The organism is Acinetobacter sp. CAU_H_S170_2 (assembly GCF_058890445.1).
The window spans coordinates 788,402-807,898 of sequence record NZ_JBZYAE010000001.1 but is presented as its reverse complement, the minus strand read 5'-3'; the positions used below and the strand labels follow the sequence as shown (position 1 = coordinate 807,898).

Genomic DNA, 19,497 nt, shown 5'->3' with positions numbered 1-19,497 from the left:
TGGTGCAATTAAACGTATGCTTTTAATACGCTATCCGTTGCCATGACTGCTTGTAAAGATGCTAATACTTGAAGCGCATCTTGGTTTTCAGCTGAATAGATTTTTGCGAAGTTTTGTTTAGACACTTCAAAGAAACGTGCTTTATCTTCAGACTGGATGTTCAGTAATTCAGCCAGTACATTTAGACTTTCGCCGTCACCAACTGCCATATCACGCGCCAATGCTTCCGCATTTTCGTTGGTAAATGTTACTGCCTGAGCAGTCACTGTACCTGTACCGCTACAACCTAAAGTACCAAAGGTAATACCGAAAAGTTGGTTAGCAAAAAGACCATTGGTTGTACCCGCTAAAATTTTAGCGACTTTACCAGACTGGCCAGCCCAAATTTGTGAACCAATACCACAACCGACGTCATTATCTGCAAATGTAGCGGTAGAACCAACAGCCAAAACCGCAGCCAATGCTATTTTTTTCAACATAAGGTTTCTCCAGACTCGATTATCTCCGAGTATTTTTATTGTTCCTATTGTGTGTATTTTGAGCTACACCCTTGTAAGATAGCGGTAACAAGCGCATAACGCAAAACAATTTATACTAAAGTGAAGTGAATATTTAAAAATGTGCTTTAGCGGTATAAGGACCAACTGCCACGTAGATCTCGTTTCCCTAAAATCTTTAGCACCAACACCAGACTGAGCAGTAGCAATAAATACCAAGAACCCAACTTGCCCCAACCGACCATATGCCATGCATCGACTTGACTTGGGTACAACCAGATTTGGTAAAACGTACTGATATTTTCCGCAATCCAAATAATAAAAGCCAACAGTAAAAGTACGGGTAACATCGGCAGTTGAAAACGGTGTTGCTGTAATTCAAAGCCAATCTTGGTTTTCCAAAACAGCACTATGCTCCACGCAAACAAAAGATAACGAATATCTGGAACAAAAAATTTGGACATAAAGTTGATATAAGACAACACCGCCAATGTCAGCATGGCGGAGAAACGGGGCAAGTGTTCAAAAGAAACATGATAAAGACGTAATGAACGCGCAAAAAAACTGCCCACAGCCGAATACATAAAACCTGCAAACAAAGGCACTGTTAAAATTTTAAACACGGCGGGATGCGGATACTGCCAAGATGCAATTTGCGGATGGGTCAAAAAGATTTCCATCACCATTGCCATCACATGAAATAATGCAATCACTTTGGCCTCGGCCCAAGACTCAAGTTTTAAGTACAACAGACAAACTTGAATCAGCACGGCATAAAACAATAGATAGTCATAACGGAAAAAGCCGAAATATTCCTGACTTCCCATACTGGCTGTGAAGGCAAAAGCCAATAACAGTAATATCCCAAATAAGGCAGCCGAAGCTGCCTTGGATGAGAACTCAAAACATGATTTTAAAATCGTGATCACGCATGAACCCTAATTGAATTGAAGCTGTGAAACTTAGAGATATTTGGCACTGTATTCATGCACAGTATCAATAAAGGCTTTCGGGTTTTCAGGGTCAACCCACTGAGTAATGCCATGACCTAAGTTTGCAACATAACCCGTTTTCTCACCGCCTGCATAAGCGTCATCTAGCATGGCCTTGGTGGCTTTCACAATGGTCTCATGCGAACCATATAATGTTGCAGGGTCTAAGTTGCCTTGCAGTGCCGCACGGCCAGCCACCGTTTGGCGAGCCACATTTAATGGCGTCGTCCAATCTAGACCAAAAGCATCCGCCCCTGTTGCCACCATTGGCTCTAACCATTGACCGCCACCTTTGGTGAATAAAATCACAGGCACTTTACGTCCTTCATTTTCACGTTGTAAACCTGCAACAATTTTTTGCATGTATTTTAAAGAAAATTCTAAATATTCACGGTGTGCTAGCGCCCCGCCCCAGCTGTCAAAAATCTGTATGGCTTGAGCACCTGCATCAATTTGCGCATTTAGATAGTCAATCACCGCATCAGCCAAACGATCGAGCAGTGCATGTAAAACTTCAGGTTGCGCATACATCATTTGCTTGGTGAAACGGAAATCTTTGCTCGAACCACCTTCAACCATATAAGTTGCCAGCGTCCAAGGACTACCTGAAAAGCCAATTAATGGCACTTGTCCACCAAGTGCTGAACGAATCGTCTTGACCGCATTCATCACATAATCAAGATCAGACGCGGCATTAAACTGAGGTAAATTCGCCACATCTTGTTCAGTACGAACCGCTTTGTGAAATTTAGGCCCTTCCCCAGCTTCAAAATAAAGCCCTAAACCCAAAGCATCGGGCACAGTTAAAATATCTGAAAATAAAATGGCAGCGTCTAGTTCATAACGACGTAAAGGCTGTAAAGTCACTTCACAAGCAAAATCGTTATTTTTACACAGCGAAAGGAAATCACCCGCTTGAGCACGGGTTGCACGATATTCAGGTAAATAACGCCCTGCTTGACGCATCATCCAGACGGGTGTGGTATCTACAGGTTCACGTAATAAAGCACGTAGAAAACGATCATTTTTAAGCGTCGTCATTTACTTTCCCATCTCAATTAAATTTGCTCACCATCATAACAAAAAGGTCGAATTTTTAATAACTTCTCATAACACTAAAATTCGATCAGGACAAAGATGCAAACGAATATTTACACAAAACAAATACTGCATCTCCATCTTTTTTCTGTAATACTTCACTAGTTTTTACTTTGTAAATGAATAATTCTTAAGGTTGAATTACATGTTCGTTCGCACAATACTCGCGATGAGTTTAAGTTGCATTCTTGCTGGTACAGCGTTTGCTGCATCTACTACTGAACAACCCTTGACGCCAAAAAAGATCATTGATACTTCAGTTCAAGACCCTATTGATCCTTTAGCAACAGATGTCGCTTCAGCTTCTACTGCGGTTGCAAACAGCCAAATTACAGCAAAAGAACAAGCAGACTTAAACCAAGCTTCGCAAACTTTAGATCAACTTGAACAATCTGAAGATAAAACCGCTGACGTTGGTGCTGCACCAAGCAAAACCACCACTGCACCGACCACCACGACGACCAATCCTGCTGCGGCTAAAGCATCGTGGACATTAAATGGTCTAAACAGTGCAGAATGGTTCGACAATATTGGTAAAGGCCAATTTCCTGTCTATGCACGTGCTCACGTGATGCTCAATAATGCGCATGCGTCTCCAGGTGCAATTGATGGCATGAGCGGTAAAAATACCCTCAAAGCCATTGCTTCGTTCCAGCAAATGAGCGGTTTAAAAGCAACAGGTACCTTAACCAAAGAAACTTGGGATGCTCTACTTGCAAGCCAAGGTTCTAAGCCTGCATTTATTGAATACACCATTACCGAAGCAGACCTAAAAGGTCCTTATGCTGCATCTATTCCACGCGATTATGCACTACAAGCCAAAATGAAAGGTTTGTATTACACCCGTGTGACTGAAATGTTGGGTGAAAAGTTCCATATGGATGAAGACTTCTTGCAGAAGTTAAATCCAAAAGCAACCTTCAAAAAAGCGGGCGAAAAAATTATTGTGGCCAATATCCGCAATGAAGTGCCAGAAGACATTCATTTGATCGTTGCGCACAAAGGTGCAAAACAGCTGTATTTATTTAACAGCCGCAACCAAATGATCGGTTCTTTCCCTGCAACTATTGGTAGCTCAGATACTCCGTCTCCAACGGGTACTTATAAAGTCACTGGTGTTGCGCCAAATCCTTGGTATAGCTACTCACCAAGTAACTTTGTACAGGGCAAAAACTTAAAACCACTTTCTCTACCACCGGGTCCGAATGGTCCTGTAGGGAATATCTGGATTGGTTTAAGCAAAAAATCATTTGGTATTCATGGCACACCAAACCCTTCTGCTATTTCTAAAACAGCATCACACGGTTGTATCCGTTTGACCAACTGGGATGCCAATGATCTTGGCAAAAAAGTGAAGTCAGGTGTTACGGTTAAATTCTTAGAATAATTGGCTTTCTAAGGTATTTACGCTATAAAAGGTGCTCTCTTGAGAGCACCTTTTTTAAATTATAACAACATAGAATGACGATGAACGCTTTAAAAATAATACTGCCCGTGGCCTGCTTACTGTTTTTCTCACCTTATAGCTTTGCCGAATTAGATCAAGAAATCGTGACCAGCGTGGATGCTTCTGCTTATGCGGTGGAATCTGACTATCCATTTGACAGTCTGAATGATCATGAAAAAATCCGCCATCCCCAATACATTCCAGAGGAAGACAGTCTCAGAGAGCCTCTTTTGAATGCACGCTATTACGTCATCGCAGGTAAATCTCCGATTCACTATTACGCGATTCGAACAGGAGCAAAGCCTAAACTACTTTATTTAAACCAGCCCCACTCGGCAGTTTTTTCAATAGGCGAGGCTTATGCTGAAAATCGAGAAAAAATCACCCTACAGCCTCAACTCGACAATACAGTCAAAAATCATGAGTTGTTTTCGATTATGCCCGTCGCGAAGCATCTCGCACTGATTTTTCGTACTCGCTATGCCTATACTCCTACAGAGTTAAAAGCCAATGCGGCCATGAACGCCACCTATGCCAACAATCGCTACCGATACAGCTATGAAATTATTGAAATCGACACGAAGGGCAAACAGCTCCACCGCGTGCAATTTGTGGCTCCAATCATTGAAGATGGAATGAGTTTTGGCCCCAAATGGGATGAAGACTTATCAGATTATAATCATGCAATACTTGAATACAGCACCAAGTCCCCGGGCGACTACCAAACCGTGCATCCTTATAACATTGAAACCCGTTATGAATACAAACAAGGTCAATTGAAGCACTTTGAACAAAAAATTCTGCTCACCGCCAGTGACAAAGTGTTCTTAAAGAATTCACCGAACTCGATTAATTATGAAAATTATCTCGATGATCAAGATGTACCACTCTCCGTTGAAAGCAGTACTTGCCTTGATGACTATTTTGTTTTTAAGGACAAAGCGGCTCCACTCGGTGTGAAATGGGGCAATGACTGGATGCAACAGCAGCCGAATCTACATCAACAATTTTTAGCTGAATATGCGCAAGGCAAAAACTACGTCTGGAAAGATTTCCGCGTACGGTATTGTGATTTAAACTAAGGCTGCAATGTTGTGTTTAATCATTCCAATATTGAAACGCAACATTGCAAATTCACTATTTTAGCGATAAATATAAAACGCTAAAATTACTCCATAGATTAAAAATAAGATTGGAGTTCAAAATGGATGCTTTCATTCATCGCAGTCAAGACCGTGGTCATGTCAATATCGGCTGGCTAGAGTCGAAACATAGCTTTTCTTTTGGTAGTTGGTATAACCCTAAATATATGGGCGTAAGTGCTTTACGTGTCATCAATGACGACGTGATCGCGGGTCATCAAGGTTTTGGGCAACACCCCCATGACAATATGGAAATCTTAACCTGTGTACTCAAAGGCACCATCACCCATAAAGACAGCATGGGCAACCATGGTGGTATTTCAGCAGGTGAATGGCAACTGATGAGTGCAGGTACGGGTGTGCAGCACAGCGAAATGAATCAGGGTGATGAGCCAGTACATTTGCTACAAATTTGGATTACCCCAAATCAAAGAGATGCAGCGCCAAACTATCAACAGATTCGTCTTGATCCGCATGAGCAGCCAAATCAATGGCATGCGATTTGTGGCCCAAATGACAATGCTGCAATGCATATTCGTCAAAATGCCGAAGTCAAAACAGCTGTGATTGAAAAAGATCAAATGCTAGAAGTTAAAGCTACACAGCATATTAACTATGTGCATGTAATTTCAGGCTCAATCCAAATTGCAGAACATACTCTTCATGCAGGTGACGCAATTGCTTTCTTAGAAGCAAGCAATGTTAAAGCTGTGGAAGATGCACAAGTGATTTGGTTTGATTTGCCTGAAGGCAAATAAGTCATCACTCATATTAAAAAGCCAGCGTCTAGACGTTGGCTTTTTAATACAAAACTCAAGCAGCTTTTTTCCCTTGGCTTAGAGAAAATTCACCGCAAGTAATGCTACAGCAGCAGGTAAGGCTTGAATGTAGATAATTTTCTTACTGGCGGTCAGGCCACCATAAATACCAGCAACCAAAACGCAGCCTAAAAAGAAATTGGCCAGTGGTAGTGCGTAAGTTTCAGGTGCACATAGCGCCCAAAATAGACCTGCAGCCAAGAAACCATTATATAAGCCTTGATTTTTCGCCATGACTTTGGTCAGCTGTGCTTTTTCAGGCGTATTGCCAAAGGCTTTTAAACCATAGGGCTTATCCCATAAAAACATCTCTAAAACTAAAATATACACATGCAACAGTGCAATTAAAGCAATCAAAATTTGTCCCATCATACGCTTTATCCTTATTTTTGATGAATGATGCTAGATCAGCTTCACAGCTGATCTAGGTCGAAAACAGTTAAGGTTTCAAAAGTACTTTACCCTGACGTGCGCCTTGCGTCGCTTTCAGTGCAGCATCTTTAATTTGTGCAAAGCTGAAGATACCTTCAACAGGCAGCAGTAATTTTTTCTGTGCAGCAAGCGTCAATAACTCCACAATTAACGCCTTTTTGCGTTCAGCAGATAATTGCTTATTCACCACACTCGCCCAAAAACCTTTAACTGTAGCTTGTTTAAAAATCAGATCTCCCGAAGAAATCTGCATGGTCTCACCCGTCATGCTACCAAATGAAACCAATAGACTATTTTCACTCAGTAAAGCCAACATTTCACCACTGGCCTGACCACCAATGGAGTCTACACCCGCAATCAATGGCTGATCTGCATGAATCGCTTTGACTTGTTCTTTCCAATCGGCTTGGTCTGTTGCCACCACATTTTGAATGCCTAAAGCCTGCATTTCAGCTACAGCCTCAGTACGGCGAACCAAATGAATGACCTTTTGACCACGCGCTTTTGCAATCATTGCCACGGTTTTACCCACTGCACCATTGGCAGTGTTCTGAATCAACCAAGAATCTGCTGGCAAGTCGATAAAATCTAAAAGCATCAGTGCACTGATCGGCATCCCAATCAACTGAGCTGCCGTTTCATCATCAATCGCATCAGTTAAAGGCACGACACCATGCGCTGGTGCAATAAAATACTCAGCCCAACTGCCATGAATTCCTGCAACCGCTACACGCTGCCCTACCGATATGCCTTGTACACCCTCACCAAGCGCATCAATTACACCCACAGCTTCACTGCCACCAATTGCAGGCAGTGTCGGTTTATAACCATAACTGCCACGCACTGTCCACACATCATGGTTATGCATTGGCGATAGAATCATTTTAATACGCACTTCACCCGCTTTCGGTTCAGGTTGCGGCATATCCGCAGCTTCCAAGACTTCAACAGGTTCACCAAAATGGTGATGAATAATACTTTGCATTTGCTATTCCTTTATCGGTTGTAATAGTTGTTGGGTGGTTTCCAAAGCAAGGTAAAGGGGCTGCTTATTTCGGGCCAGTCTTGCCAATAAAGCTGCCCCCAACCACAGTTGATACATCGTCTGTGCCATTTTTTCAGCGTCAATATGCGCTGGAATTGAACCGTCTTGCTGCCCTGCTTGGATTAGACCCGAAATACGTTCTGTTAACTTACGCACCCCGAAGTTCAAAATCTGACGCATATCTTCAGACAAATCTGAGACTTCTGCTGCCAATTTGACGATCAAACAATTCTCCGCCCATCCCCCATCGCTATGATGTTCAACATCACTTTCAATATGTGATGGGTTATCAATCCATGCTTGCCAAAGTGCCACGAGGCTTGCATAGGCGCTTCGCTGTTCTTGCTGTATCAGCTGATCGATTTTGACCTTATAGTCGGCTAGATACTGCTGAAGTAGCGCACAGCCGAAAGCCTCTTTCGAAGCAAAGTAATAATAGAATGAACCTTTTGGTACATCACAATTCTTTAGAATTTCCTGTAAGCCCACTCCGACAAAACCTTTATGTAACACCAGTTGAAAACTGCTATTTAAAATGTGTAGTCGTGTTGCTTCACTTTTATCTGATCGTTTCATATCCACACTATAAATTAATAATAGACCAGTCGTCTATAAAATAATGCATCTTTTCGATACTTCATCTCGAACCATTGGATTGCATATAAATTTTACTGATTAAATTTTAGATATAAATGATTGAAATAGATGTTACATTATACCATAACATTAGTTTTTAATTCATCTTATGTCTACACCTTCACAACGTTTACAAGCGATTGACGCCCTCAGAGGATTGGTTATTCTGATTATGATGGTCGACCATGTCAGAGAAACTTTTTATCTGCACCAGCAAGTCCCCGACCCGATGCTGATTCCAGGAACCGAAGAATCCCTTTTCTTTAGCCGGATCTTGGCTCACTTATGTGCCCCTGTTTTTGTGGTTTTAACAGGCTTATCGGCTTATCTTTACCAAGCAAAAAACAACAGTGTTCAAATGACCCGTGAATTTTTACTCAAGCGCGGTCTATTTCTAATTTTTCTCGAACTGATCATTATCAATTTCGCTTGGACTGGACAGTTCCCGCCCGATGTCATCTATTTACAAGTGATTTGGGCCATTGGTCTCAGTATGGTGGTTTTAGCAGGCTTGATTGGGCTATCGCAAAAATGGCTCTGGGTGATCAGTCTCAGCATTATTTTTGGACATAATGCACTGGATCAAGTGTCATTTTCACAAATACCTATCCTGCAAAATCTGTGGTTTATTTTGCATGAACGTGGTTGGATCGAATTTGGAGATCTGATTCGCTTTAGAACCTCCTACCCAGTACTGCCTTGGATTGGGGTGATTACCCTCGGCTATTGCATCGGTCATACTGTATTTAACAGTACACATGATGTCGCGAAAAGAAATCAAATCTTGTTAGGCTTCGGGCTTGCCAGTATCAGTTTATTTATCGTTTTAAGAATGATCAATCTCTATGGCGACCAAGCATGGTCAGTCATGCCGACCAGCACTGAAACCGTTATGAGTTTTTTAAATCTGACCAAGTATCCGCCATCGCTGCTGTTTATTTTGTGGAATGTCGGACTAGGTTTAATCCTGTTAGTGTTACTTCAAAAGGTTGAAAGTAAACCTTGGATCAAGCCCTTGATTGTCTTTGGTTCCGTGCCGATGTTTTTCTATATCGTACACTTATATGTGCTGAAAGCCCTCTATCTCATTGCAGTCGCACTGTTTGGCACGACCCATGGCGAATACTTCGGCGTCGATCATGTCTCCACCCTCTGGCTCATTTCGATTATTTTAACTGTGGCTTTCTATCCGTTGATGTTGAAATTCTCAGCCTTTAAACATAAAAACAAACACATTCGCATTCTTAAATACCTCTAAGGATTTAAGGTGTATAGCCAATTTCACTGAAACAAGATTGATGCTTAGTCCAACTAGGCATCAGATTTCCCGACACCCAGCAATTATGCTTTATGCGCCAACGAATGTCTGAAGCAAAAAATTTACTTTGCTTTAGTCTGCAATGCTAAGCAGATTGAAATTAAAACCATCCCAATCCAGCCGATTGGTGCAAGTTGTTCTCCCACCAACAGGATTGCAAATACAGCGGCAATCAAAGGCTCAAACAAGGTCAAAGTAATAGCTTTACTGGCAGGCACGGTTTTTAAGCCATATCCAAATAAAACATAGCCTAAAAACATGGGGATCAACATCATATAACCTACGACATAAAGGTTGATGTTTTCTTCAAACAAGTTTGAACCCGTTATCCATAAAGTCGGAAGTAATAATAAAGAACCAAGTCCGAAGATGAGCCCCATAGACGCTTTTGCATCCATTCCTTGGTCAATCATTCGTTTTGCCGCCCAAGAATATAAAGCATAGGTCAATCCCGCAACCGCCCCTAAAGCAATACCCAACATTGGTCGATTTTGGGACAAATGCTCCATGGTTGCTACAGCATGTGATTCCCCGAGAGAAAGTAGCGCAACGCCCGTCACCCCCAATACAAAACTCATCAGCCATGTCATCGAAAGTTCTTTTCGATCAAATACCCTTTCTAAAAGTGCGGTAAATAAAGGCGCCGTACCAATCGACACGACCGTACCAATGGTGATGCCTGCATAGTGCATCGATGAATAAAAGGCCAAAGGATAAATAAAAACCGCAATTACGCCTACACCGAGCATCACAACATTGGCTTTGACATGTACCAGATGGTAGATAATACTTTTTCGCGCCAAAAGTGCCTGTAACAGTCCACCACCACCCATCGCAGCAGCGCCAATAGCCAAAGGACTCAAATTAGGTGCAAAAGATGCCACTGTGCCCGTCGTTCCCCATAGAAAAGCAGCGAACAGCACCGTGATAAAACCATAATTCGGTACCGCAGAAACAGACTGATTCACGTACTGATTTCCTGTGTTAAAAGTATTTTCACCATCGCTGTTGCAGCTTGTACTTTTTCACTCGAGCTTTCCAAGCCTGCTCGCGCAATCGATCCCTCTAGAATAAAAGACAACAACAAAGCCATTTGTTTGACCTTGTCTGCGTCCGAAATGATAAGGGCAAGCTGTGTAGAGATAATGTTTTCAATTTCATCCTTGTGCGCTTTCACAGCCAAGCGCTCGGCGCTGTGCGCTGGGAACTCAGCAGCAGCATTCAACAAACCACAGCCCCGAAAGCCTTTTTCATAGGCAAACTCGGCATGGTCTTGATAGGCTTCAAAAACCGCGACAATTTTATCAATAGGGGTATGGGCTTGTTGGTTTCGAAGCGCATACAAATCTAACCACTCTTGATGCCGTGCTTCTATATAAGAAGTGATCAAGTCAGCCTTAGTCGCGAAATTATTATATAAGGACATTTTAGCAACTTTGGCCTTATCGGTAATGCTATTAATCCCTGTACTGGTGATGCCATCGTTATAAAACAAAATCGCGGCTGCATCTAAAATTTTCTGTTTCGCAGTTTTGGTATTCATCACACTCAACTAAGTAGACCGATCTACCTAATCTATAGAATCTGTAAAAATATACAAGTCACCTTTGCTTATTTAATGGAGGAAATATCAGATGAATCAAATACGGGAGAATACCCTTCAATCACCCCATTACAATGGCGGTGGATAAAAAGCGAAACAGAACAATCGCTCTATACTTTTACACAGCATATGTAGTTCCAACTTATATACAATGAGTTGCTATATAGGCTGAACAACGCGTGCTCAAAACCGCTCAGATGAAATTAAAAAACTGATCTACAAAAATGACTGCTACACAGTACAACTGCATAGTCTCTATAATTGCTTGTCTGAAACGAATAGTGAATCTAAAAAAGGATCGAGTTGGACAACTCAAGCTATAGCTGAATACTATAAAAGAAGACTTCAATACCTTAAATAAAAAAAGCAGCAAGAAAAGGTCTGACTGCTTTTTTTAGAATTTGATCACTGCCGATTTATGTGGTGTTCCCCACACTACTTGACGTAATGGCCCAACTTAAACTTGGGTTATCGATTAATGATTCGTTTTAATTTGTATTTAAAAATAATTTGGCGGAAGCGGTGTCCGTCTAACAATAGTCCTAAGCAATCCAAATCAATATTGTAAACATATATATTTCAATGTTTTAACATTTTAATCATCCTAACACATCTTGTTTCATCCTACCATTTCCAGTATTTTATGAGGGGTAGGTTGTGGGGTAAATAAAGACATGCCAAAGAAATCTAAAGAGCTATCTGCACTCAGTGTATCAAAAATAAAGAAGACTGGGCGACATACTGTAGGGGGCGTTGATGGCCTTTGCCTGAATGTTGAAGGTAACTCCCGTGTCTGGATTTTGCGTGCAGTAGTAGGAAAACGTCTGGATAAAGATGGGAAGTTAAAACCACATCGCCGCGATATTGGAATCGGTCCCTACCCTGAAATTTCTTTAGCTGAAGCCCGTGCCAAAGCAACTGAATTAAGATTACAAATACGAAGTGGCATTGATCCAATTGCTCATAAACAAGAACAACTAGAAAAGCTGTATGTTCAGAAACTTCGTGACAAAACATTCCTTGAGTGTGCAAAAGTCGTTATTGCCAATAAAGCCCGTGAACTGAAAAATGAAAAGCATATTGGACAGTGGACTTCTACATTAGAAACCTATATTTACCCAACTTTAGGTGATATCAGTATTGGTACAATTACTAAAGTCGATATTGCCGAAGTTCTTAGACCTATCTGGACTGAGAAGAACGAAACAGCTAAACGTATTCGTGGTCGTATAGAAACCATTTTTGATTATGCTAAGGCCATGGGATATTTTGTTGGTGATAATCCTGCTGAATGGAAAGGTAATCTTGAGCCAATCTTAGGCAACTTAAAGCGGGAATCGCGCCCTCACCCATCTCTACCTTATGATCAGGTCTCTGAATTTATTCACCACCTGAGACAGAAAAAAGGAATTTCACCTAAAGCGCTGGAATTTACAATTTTAACTGCCTGTCGGTCTGGTGAGGTTTTTGGAGCTAAATGGCAGGAAATCGATTTTAAGAATAAGGTCTGGATTATTCCTAAAGAACGCATGAAAGCGGAAAAGGAACATCGTGTTCCATTATCTCGAGGAGCGATCAATTTGCTTGAATCAATTCGAGATTTTTCCCAGCCTCAAGATTTCATATTCCCTGCTCCTCGCGGCAGTATGCTTTCTGACATGTCATTAACGACTCTTATCAAACGTATGCATGAACAAAAAATAAAAGAAAATAGCTTAGGCTATATTGATCCAAAACAAAATCGAATAATTACAACACATGGTTTTCGATCAACATTCCGTGATTGGTCAGCAGACAAAACTGATTATCCTCGTGAAGTCTGTGAGCACGTGCTTGCCCATAAATTGCCAGATGAAGTTGAAGCTGCTTATTTACGTGGAGCTTATCTTGAAAAACGTAAATCTTTAATGGCTGATTGGGCTAAATTCTGTAGTACACAGTTTTATTAGACTGCATTCGTTAAAAACGAAACTAGACAAAAATATTTTACGCAAAATTTAGTTACTATTTTTTATACCTATTCCTGACTTCTAATTTTCTGTGATCCAATAAAACGATTTAGACCGATACCTTTTATCTTTGAACGACCTTTTGTAGAGGAAAAGTATGGGCCACCATGAAATTTAAAAACGTAATTTTTTGAGTACTTCTGCTGAATTATGAGTTCACCAACATTTGCTCTTTGCATCAATCTTCGTAATAAATTTTTTTCACGTTTGGTAGGCTCTTCCGTAAATTCAGAGTTGTATTTATTACGCCAATCGTAGTCAAAAAATTTCTCTATATCAGGATAAATCAAAATAAACGCTGGACGCACCCCATCAAACTCACAAAAGCTATATGTATATGCTTGCATCACACAGTTTAATAACTTTTTTACACTCTCCTTACTTTGAGGATCTTTAATCTCAATACCTATAGCGTCTACATCAAATCCCATCGATTTTGCTTTTTCATTTGGGCGGAGTAGCAAATCCAATCTTAAAGGAGAGTCATCAATAACCCATCTCCCTGCAACTTCTTCTTGAATATAGAAGAGATCACCTAACATCTCAATTAATTTTTCTTTGGCTAAATTTTCTCTATCTTGAGACATATTTAAATCATGTTTCCTATAACTGATTACTAAATTAAAAGCCGATAGTCATACGACATAGGGCTAAAGTTATTAAAATAAACTCCTATTCTAGCAATGTCATTTGCCGATTCCAAAGTAACAGGTAATCTAGAATAATAATCAAAAGTATTCCAATTCATTTTAGATAAACCTAAAATTTCATTCGCTAACTGGCTAATATCTGATTGCCCAACATAACGTTTAATAACTAATGGAACTGGGATTCTTCTTTTTCCTTGGAAATATTTAAAACTTGGATTTTGAGCACTTGGCGTAGCTCCATGCACCCATAATAATGCTGTATTAGAACTTTGGACAATTACCGTGCCTCTAGCAATAGGGAAACCATCTATTTCTAGTTTATTATTAACCAATTTAGATGACAAATATCGAAAAGAATCCTCAAAGTTAATTTCGATCAATTCTATATCTTCCACGCCTTCTAATCCTTGTATAAACCCACGCTGTTCTTCTGCTGTGAATGCTGTCCTCTTATGTATCACAACACGTCGTGGTAATTGCATTTTTGCATCAAAAAACATTTGTCTAATTTTCTCACCTGTTCTCCTTGCATCTTCTTCAGACATATAAGGATTATGATGGTGAATTATAGGGTTCTCTATCCGACCAAGTTGAAATTGCATGCCTTCCCCCCTAGCACTATAAATATGACTACAACCTAGAACAATCCTTTTAGAGTTTTCAGGATACGTGTTCCTATTGATACTGTAGCCTATCCCCACAAAAGCTGTCTGATTATCTATAGATTCCAATCGCCAAGGTGTCCGCATAGCTTTGACATAAAATGCTAATGATAACCACCACTTCACTCTACAACTTTGGGAACTATTAACCGTTTTCTCTCTTACAAATTGGGTACTTATTCCCTGCTGAGCGGCATATGCTTTAATATAATCATGTAAATCAAAGTATTCATGTTCTGATTTTATTGAAGTTAATAATTCCCATCTTTTAGGAATATAAATAATTACAACTGTACCCGTACGCAATTCTAATTTTTTCAAAGCATCGAGCTCATAACAAATTCTATTTGCTAAACTTTTTGCATTATCAATAGCTTTTTGTGCTGAAAGAGCTTCATCTACAAATCGCCATGTATTTTCACCTATTTTAGGAAAGGTTATCGGTACGCCAAATGCATTTGTAAATCCATGAAATGGATATAAATAATCTTGTTCTGATTTTTCTGGTAATGACTTTTCATGAATTCCCCGTAAAAGATTATTTACAATCCCTGCATCCTGACGTGTACTTATTACATTGATACAAATTTCAGGGCATAAACCAGAACTGGTATTTTTATAATCCCAAGGGCGATTTTCAACTAATCCTTTTAAAGGGTTAATATGAGATATTTCATTAGATATAGAATTTGAACCAAAAATTAATTTTGCATCCTGAATGATCAAGCCTTTTTGAGTTGCATGCTTATTGAAATCAGTAGGAAGCTTTCGTGTAGCATAATTAACTAAACCAGCATAAAGTGGCTTTTTACCTAAATTAAATATACCGCCACCACTGACTATAAGGTCTTTTTTTGTAATGATATCTGCCCACTTTTCTAATATCTGACTATATTCTTTATTATGTTGATAACCGAATTTTTTATTCTTTATAGTTTTTACAACATCATGATCAGGCAAAGATTCATCTAAATTTAATACAAGCAAATCAGGTTTAAATGTTAAATAAATATCATCTTTAATAAAATTTAAATTTAGAATCAAAGCATCTATTATCTTATATTTTTTCCCATTGTGAAATTCGATAGAACTTACATCTGGATTCCATATCCGTTTATTTTGATCTGAACTGAACTCTAAATTTTTGACAATACTTTGGATTAACCCACGTCTAATGAGAGACTGAATCCTTGTATCGTTCAATACATCAATTTTTGAAAAATTTACTACCGTTGGCGTACTTAGATAGAACTCTCCTAAATATTTCCTGAGTTTATCAACATCCGCGAAAGCTATGATTTCCTTTCCTATTTTTGAAAGTACTACTTCTTTAAAGTCCACTTTACTATTAAGCCAATCAATATAATTTAAGCTCCCTTCAGGATATTTCAATGTAACTTTAAGAAACTGGCTAGGAAGTTTAACAAAAGGGTAAGCATTACTTTTAATAAGTGAAGAAATATCATTTTCTGGAGCTGTAAATTTAGCTGGCTTCTTAGCAATACAAGGAATTTCCTGTAGCATTGACAATGCTTTACTCAACATGTTGTCATTCAATAATTTTCTAGAAATTTGCTCTACGGTGTCATCAAATCCCTCTGTTGAGACATAAAAAGCATCCCTATTGTTTTTTCTTGCTAGTTCCAATAGCTCCATCACTGGCTGGCTTATTGTTTCACCATACCCACACCAAAATAATCTTGATTTAACCGTTTTAGAAAAAATATTTTCTAAAACTGTCATTAAAGATTTATCTCGACCGCTATAACCAATAACTACAAGATCATAGTCCTGTAACTCATGTTCAATATTATTTTTTAAATTTTCTTCCTGATGTCTTAATTGTTCATCTGTATTTTTAAGCTCATCGTAACGATAATCTCCATGCAATGAAACTACCCTTATCTCGCCCTCACTATGTTGTCTGGTAATACGTTGGGTATTATCCAGCCCAATTTCAATACATACAACATCATTCGAATGACAAGCCCTAGCAACCAAACCATCAAAGTTTGTAGTCCACACAGTTTTTATTATTTTTGCTTGAGCAAGCAGTGGTAATAATTTATACCCGATATGCGGCTTAGCCATCTCAACATATTGCTGAAAGAAACTTCTTCTATCCTGTTCTGTGATATAGCATTCTTTTGCATAAAAAGAGTATTCTTCTGGACTATTCAAAATGGGATATTCTCCTCTTTGATCCAACCATTTTTGAATTCGATCTTTTGTACCTTGTAGAGATAACTCTCCAACTGTTTCCCTTAGAAGTGGATTTTTAGTTATAAATATTTCACGCTTCCACTCCCAGATACAACGCTCTGCGGATGGCATACCAGAAGATATTGATGCTCCAGCACCTAATAATAAGCAAATCGGCCTTTTTTTATTAATATCTATAGATCGTATAAAGGCGTCAATCGCAATTTTATATGGTATCATCCTTTTAATTGTCCTTATGATTATTCTTTTCTAGCCTCAGATTATTAAATAATCTCTTATTATTCAAGTTATAAAATCTGATTCTATATTCTTAAATTCAGTTCTATCCAAAAAATCAAATTGAATAATATAATTCTCAGACGAATAGGCTATATGGACCCTAAACAAAATAGAGGGATTACTACATATGGTTTTCGCTCTACTTTCCGCGATTGGTCAACTGACAAAATAAATTACCCTCGCGAATTCTGCGAACATGTCCTTACACATAAACTGCCTGATGAAGTTGAAGCAGCTTATTTACGTGGAGTTTAACTTGAAAATAGAAAAGGATTGATGACTGATTGGAATCTGTTTTGTTGTAAATTACGATTAGTTTTTTTTGAAAATTCACACAATAAAAATACCCATTCAACTACAACTCACCCCTGTATATTTACAGGATATTATATTCGTGTATATTAATGATATATTTAATAATTACTAAAAAGTCCGTACTGAAATAGCGCATAAGTATGTACACTCTAGACCAGGGCATAAAGACTAAAATTTACAATAATGTTCAATCAAAATATTGAGTATAAGGAAATAATGGACACCGTAGAAGAACGTTCTGAAAATCTCTCTTTTGATGACCAAATCAAAACTGTAAATGATTTGGAACAGTATATATTTGAAAAAATTTATACTAGTTTAGAATTCCGCTCAAAGATACATAATCAAATAAAACTAGATCCTCTAAACTTAGTCAAACTCACTTATACGATATTTGATAAAAGTTTACTCTGCCAATCTTTTTATCAAATTCAAGCTGCTACACCTTTAAATTTCTTCAAACCTATTCATGACAAAATTCTTAAAACGACAATCTACATATTACATGATCAGGGTATGTTTAAAGAATCAGATGAAGATCGAGTAAAAAGGCTATGTAGGGATACTGTCAAAAAACCTATTTCTTGTCTAAAAGATAATGATGAAGTTCCTTGTGATATTTGTAAAGGTAAAGTGCTTTGTAAAAAAGGTGATGATATAGCTGAGAAACTGGATTTTGAATATTTGCCTAAACATTATCATGAAATCATTTCAGACATAAAAAGCTATCGTTCCTCCATCGAAACTAAAAATCATACGCAAGCAAAAATTATTTATAAAAGCTTACTCCAGCAATACTCAAAACATCGTGATTGTTACGTAGTCGAATTATTACCTGAAAGCTTTCAAAACACGATCGATAAAATTCAACTCAGCTATCTTTCACAAGAACCTGATGAAATCAAAGAAAAAGCTTATATCGACTTTGTTAAAGAATTTATCAAGAAATACGAATATGATCATGTGTCACTTTGGAATGCGTTAAATTTTTCAAGACAGGATCAGAATACGCTCAAGGAATTGTCTTTTCTTTCATTTCGATTCATTGGTCCATTAAAAAATAAGTTTGCTATACGCCAACGCAATTCAAAGATCCAGTCCCTGAAACCCAAAAAAAATATACTGTTCGAACAACTTATGGAGTATCTGGACAAAAAAGCGACAGCATATGTACGTGAGATTTTAATGCAAACGTATGATCAAAAAGAAAAAATATATATAAAACAACAAGGAAATATTGACAAACTTTTACGGACTAACTTTAAAAAATATCAGACAAAGATATTAAACAGAAAACAACAGGTTAAAATTATTGCTAAGATTAAAACTAAATTTACACCTCAAATAATACAAATATTAGAAGACAAACAGGAGAAAAAACAGCAACAGCTTGATTTTAAAGTGCAACTGCAAGAGCACATTGTGCGAAATCTGACAAATTCGTCAACAGGAACTATAAGCAGTGAGCCTGTTTATGACCCGTACTTATTTACTCCTACTGCATCTATCCATGACACAAATGCTCTAACTGAACTTAAAACAAAAGCCACCCGAAATAAATCTGCTAAAAAGCAGAAAGGTTTTCAGAATCAGGAGCATCCAACTACTCAGCCTAAAAGAAATTTTATTGGTGATACTGAAAGGATGCTCAAAAAGAATCATGAAATCTATCAGTCTTTGAAAAACCTTTTAAATGATTAAGTTCAGCATTTCACACTGAGAAATATATTGGCTCCACGCACTTCCTGCTCCAAATGCAATTCCATTTATGTACTTTCTAATCATTGGTTCAACACCTTCCAGATTGAACCAACGCCATAGAAGGAAATCTAAATGTCTACTATCCAAAACACAATTCAAATGCTACGTCTACATGAGCTGATTAAACTGATAGGTTTATCTCGGTCATCCATTTATGACCGACTCAACCGACGATCTAAACGCTATGATCCCGACTTCCCGCAGCCTGTAAAATTAAATAATGCTTCACGGTGGTTACTCTCTGAAGTTGAAGCGTGGATTGAAAGCAAAATTTCAACACGTAATCAAGGGAATACTGAGAGCTAACGCTGTACTTGTAAATTCAAAACATAATGCAGCTGTGCAATGCATTCTGAAATTATAAGTATGGCTAGGCTATCATTTTAATTTTCAATGAATTACGGTCTTATATATTTACTTACTATTACTCTATATTTATAAATCACAGAATATTCTATGTATTTATAGATAATCAGTAGTCTAAAAGTACTCAGCTATACAATGTTCATGTGACCCGACAGGTCGTTGATGTATAGGCAATACTGGTGAAGTAAAGACGACCATAGCTCA

The 19,497-nt window shown here is 38.5% G+C and carries 17 protein-coding genes and 1 pseudogene; 8 read left to right on the top strand and 10 right to left on the bottom strand.

Going from position 1 to position 19,497, the window contains the following annotated elements:
- Positions 1-8 precede the first annotated feature (8 nt).
- The 3 genes from AC5EUN_RS03950 to hemE form a co-directional block, all read right to left on the bottom strand.
- Positions 9-479: a DUF3015 family protein gene (locus AC5EUN_RS03950; protein WP_005400471.1), complete on the bottom strand. Its 471-nt coding sequence runs from the start codon at positions 477-479 to the stop codon at positions 9-11.
- Between the two features lie 146 nt (positions 480-625).
- Positions 626-1,423, bottom strand: coding sequence for a DUF817 family protein (locus AC5EUN_RS03945; RefSeq protein ID WP_171054236.1), 798 nt, complete (start codon positions 1,421-1,423; stop codon positions 626-628).
- A 36-nt stretch (positions 1,424-1,459) separates the two neighbouring features.
- Positions 1,460-2,530: a uroporphyrinogen decarboxylase gene (gene hemE / locus AC5EUN_RS03940; protein ID WP_005400469.1), complete on the bottom strand. Its 1,071-nt coding sequence runs from the start codon at positions 2,528-2,530 to the stop codon at positions 1,460-1,462.
- Positions 2,531-2,732: 202 nt separating this feature from the next.
- Here hemE and AC5EUN_RS03935 point away from each other — a divergent pair, with 202 nt between their 5' ends.
- From AC5EUN_RS03935 to AC5EUN_RS03925, 3 genes are all read left to right on the top strand, one after another.
- Positions 2,733-3,974: a L,D-transpeptidase family protein gene (locus tag AC5EUN_RS03935; RefSeq protein ID WP_010327247.1), complete on the top strand. Its 1,242-nt coding sequence runs from the start codon at positions 2,733-2,735 to the stop codon at positions 3,972-3,974.
- 80 nt (positions 3,975-4,054) lie between these two features.
- A complete protein-coding gene (locus AC5EUN_RS03930; protein WP_224216365.1) occupies positions 4,055-5,116 on the top strand; it encodes a hypothetical protein in 1,062 nt (353 codons plus the stop codon).
- 122 nt (positions 5,117-5,238) lie between these two features.
- Entirely contained in the window at positions 5,239-5,934 is a 696-nt protein-coding gene (locus tag AC5EUN_RS03925; RefSeq protein WP_010327249.1) for a pirin family protein, read from the top strand.
- 78 nt (positions 5,935-6,012) lie between these two features.
- Here the strand turns inward: AC5EUN_RS03925 and AC5EUN_RS03920 are convergent, their stop codons facing one another.
- The 3 genes from AC5EUN_RS03920 to AC5EUN_RS03910 all read right to left on the bottom strand — a co-directional run bounded on the left by AC5EUN_RS03920 (position 6,013) and on the right by AC5EUN_RS03910 (position 8,047).
- A complete protein-coding gene (locus AC5EUN_RS03920; RefSeq protein ID WP_010327250.1) occupies positions 6,013-6,366 on the bottom strand; it encodes a DUF1304 domain-containing protein in 354 nt (117 codons plus the stop codon).
- Between the two features lie 67 nt (positions 6,367-6,433).
- The gene (locus tag AC5EUN_RS03915) at positions 6,434-7,411 is read right to left on the bottom strand and encodes a zinc-binding dehydrogenase (protein ID WP_010327251.1); all 978 of its coding nucleotides are present in this window, start codon (positions 7,409-7,411) and stop codon (positions 6,434-6,436) included.
- Positions 7,412-7,414: 3 nt separating this feature from the next.
- Positions 7,415-8,047: a TetR/AcrR family transcriptional regulator gene (locus AC5EUN_RS03910; protein ID WP_010327252.1), complete on the bottom strand. Its 633-nt coding sequence runs from the start codon at positions 8,045-8,047 to the stop codon at positions 7,415-7,417.
- Positions 8,048-8,216: 169 nt separating this feature from the next.
- Between AC5EUN_RS03910 and AC5EUN_RS03905 the strand changes: the two genes are divergently transcribed.
- Positions 8,217-9,365, top strand: coding sequence for an acetyltransferase domain-containing protein (locus tag AC5EUN_RS03905; RefSeq protein ID WP_058951683.1), 1,149 nt, complete (start codon positions 8,217-8,219; stop codon positions 9,363-9,365).
- Between the two features lie 122 nt (positions 9,366-9,487).
- On the opposite strand, the gene AC5EUN_RS03900 is transcribed toward AC5EUN_RS03905, so the two are convergent.
- Complete coding sequence (locus AC5EUN_RS03900) at positions 9,488-10,393, bottom strand: DMT family transporter (protein ID WP_010327254.1); 906 nt, start codon at positions 10,391-10,393, stop codon at positions 9,488-9,490.
- Positions 10,390-10,968, bottom strand: a complete 579-nt coding sequence (locus tag AC5EUN_RS03895) for a TetR/AcrR family transcriptional regulator (protein WP_010327255.1) — start codon at positions 10,966-10,968, stop codon at positions 10,390-10,392. The genes AC5EUN_RS03900 and AC5EUN_RS03895 overlap by 4 nt, the downstream gene beginning before the upstream one ends.
- Before the next feature lie 734 nt (positions 10,969-11,702).
- Here AC5EUN_RS03895 and AC5EUN_RS03890 point away from each other — a divergent pair.
- Complete coding sequence (locus tag AC5EUN_RS03890; protein ID WP_005032625.1) at positions 11,703-12,977, top strand: tyrosine-type recombinase/integrase; 1,275 nt, start codon at positions 11,703-11,705, stop codon at positions 12,975-12,977.
- Positions 12,978-13,045: 68 nt separating this feature from the next.
- Here the strand turns inward: AC5EUN_RS03890 and AC5EUN_RS03885 are convergent, their stop codons facing one another.
- Positions 13,046-13,624, bottom strand: coding sequence for a hypothetical protein (locus AC5EUN_RS03885; protein ID WP_493352173.1), 579 nt, complete (start codon positions 13,622-13,624; stop codon positions 13,046-13,048).
- Between the two features lie 29 nt (positions 13,625-13,653).
- Positions 13,654-16,791, bottom strand: a complete 3,138-nt coding sequence (locus AC5EUN_RS03880; protein WP_493352172.1) for an SIR2 family protein — start codon at positions 16,789-16,791, stop codon at positions 13,654-13,656.
- Positions 16,792-16,938: 147 nt separating this feature from the next.
- Between AC5EUN_RS03880 and AC5EUN_RS03875 the strand changes: the two are divergent.
- The 3 genes and pseudogenes from AC5EUN_RS03875 to AC5EUN_RS03865 all read left to right on the top strand — a co-directional run.
- Positions 16,939-17,106, top strand: a pseudogene (locus tag AC5EUN_RS03875) (tyrosine-type recombinase/integrase); the annotation flags it as partial.
- Positions 17,107-17,382: 276 nt separating this feature from the next.
- Positions 17,383-18,867: a hypothetical protein gene (locus tag AC5EUN_RS03870; RefSeq protein ID WP_493352171.1), complete on the top strand. Its 1,485-nt coding sequence runs from the start codon at positions 17,383-17,385 to the stop codon at positions 18,865-18,867.
- A 132-nt stretch (positions 18,868-18,999) separates the two neighbouring features.
- Positions 19,000-19,233: an AlpA family phage regulatory protein gene (locus AC5EUN_RS03865; protein ID WP_262549757.1), complete on the top strand. Its 234-nt coding sequence runs from the start codon at positions 19,000-19,002 to the stop codon at positions 19,231-19,233.
- Positions 19,234-19,497: the final 264 nt, after the last annotated feature.

Coding starts and splice junctions, on each gene's coding strand:
- AC5EUN_RS03950 (WP_005400471.1), bottom strand. CDS start 479: ATGTTGAAAAAAATAGCATTGGCTGCGGTTTTGGCTGTTGGTTCTACC.
- hemE (WP_005400469.1), bottom strand. CDS start 2,530: ATGACGACGCTTAAAAATGATCGTTTTCTACGTGCTTTATTACGTGAA.
- AC5EUN_RS03935 (WP_010327247.1), top strand. CDS start 2,733: ATGTTCGTTCGCACAATACTCGCGATGAGTTTAAGTTGCATTCTTGCT.
- AC5EUN_RS03930 (WP_224216365.1), top strand. CDS start 4,055: ATGAACGCTTTAAAAATAATACTGCCCGTGGCCTGCTTACTGTTTTTC.
- AC5EUN_RS03925 (WP_010327249.1), top strand. CDS start 5,239: ATGGATGCTTTCATTCATCGCAGTCAAGACCGTGGTCATGTCAATATC.
- AC5EUN_RS03920 (WP_010327250.1), bottom strand. CDS start 6,366: ATGATGGGACAAATTTTGATTGCTTTAATTGCACTGTTGCATGTGTAT.
- AC5EUN_RS03915 (WP_010327251.1), bottom strand. CDS start 7,411: ATGCAAAGTATTATTCATCACCATTTTGGTGAACCTGTTGAAGTCTTG.
- AC5EUN_RS03910 (WP_010327252.1), bottom strand. CDS start 8,047: ATGAAACGATCAGATAAAAGTGAAGCAACACGACTACACATTTTAAAT.
- AC5EUN_RS03905 (WP_058951683.1), top strand. CDS start 8,217: ATGTCTACACCTTCACAACGTTTACAAGCGATTGACGCCCTCAGAGGA.
- AC5EUN_RS03895 (WP_010327255.1), bottom strand. CDS start 10,968: ATGAATACCAAAACTGCGAAACAGAAAATTTTAGATGCAGCCGCGATT.
- AC5EUN_RS03890 (WP_005032625.1), top strand. CDS start 11,703: ATGCCAAAGAAATCTAAAGAGCTATCTGCACTCAGTGTATCAAAAATA.
- AC5EUN_RS03885 (WP_493352173.1), bottom strand. CDS start 13,624: ATGTCTCAAGATAGAGAAAATTTAGCCAAAGAAAAATTAATTGAGATG.
- AC5EUN_RS03880 (WP_493352172.1), bottom strand. CDS start 16,791: ATGATACCATATAAAATTGCGATTGACGCCTTTATACGATCTATAGAT.
- AC5EUN_RS03870 (WP_493352171.1), top strand. CDS start 17,383: ATGGACACCGTAGAAGAACGTTCTGAAAATCTCTCTTTTGATGACCAA.
- AC5EUN_RS03865 (WP_262549757.1), top strand. CDS start 19,000: ATGTCTACTATCCAAAACACAATTCAAATGCTACGTCTACATGAGCTG.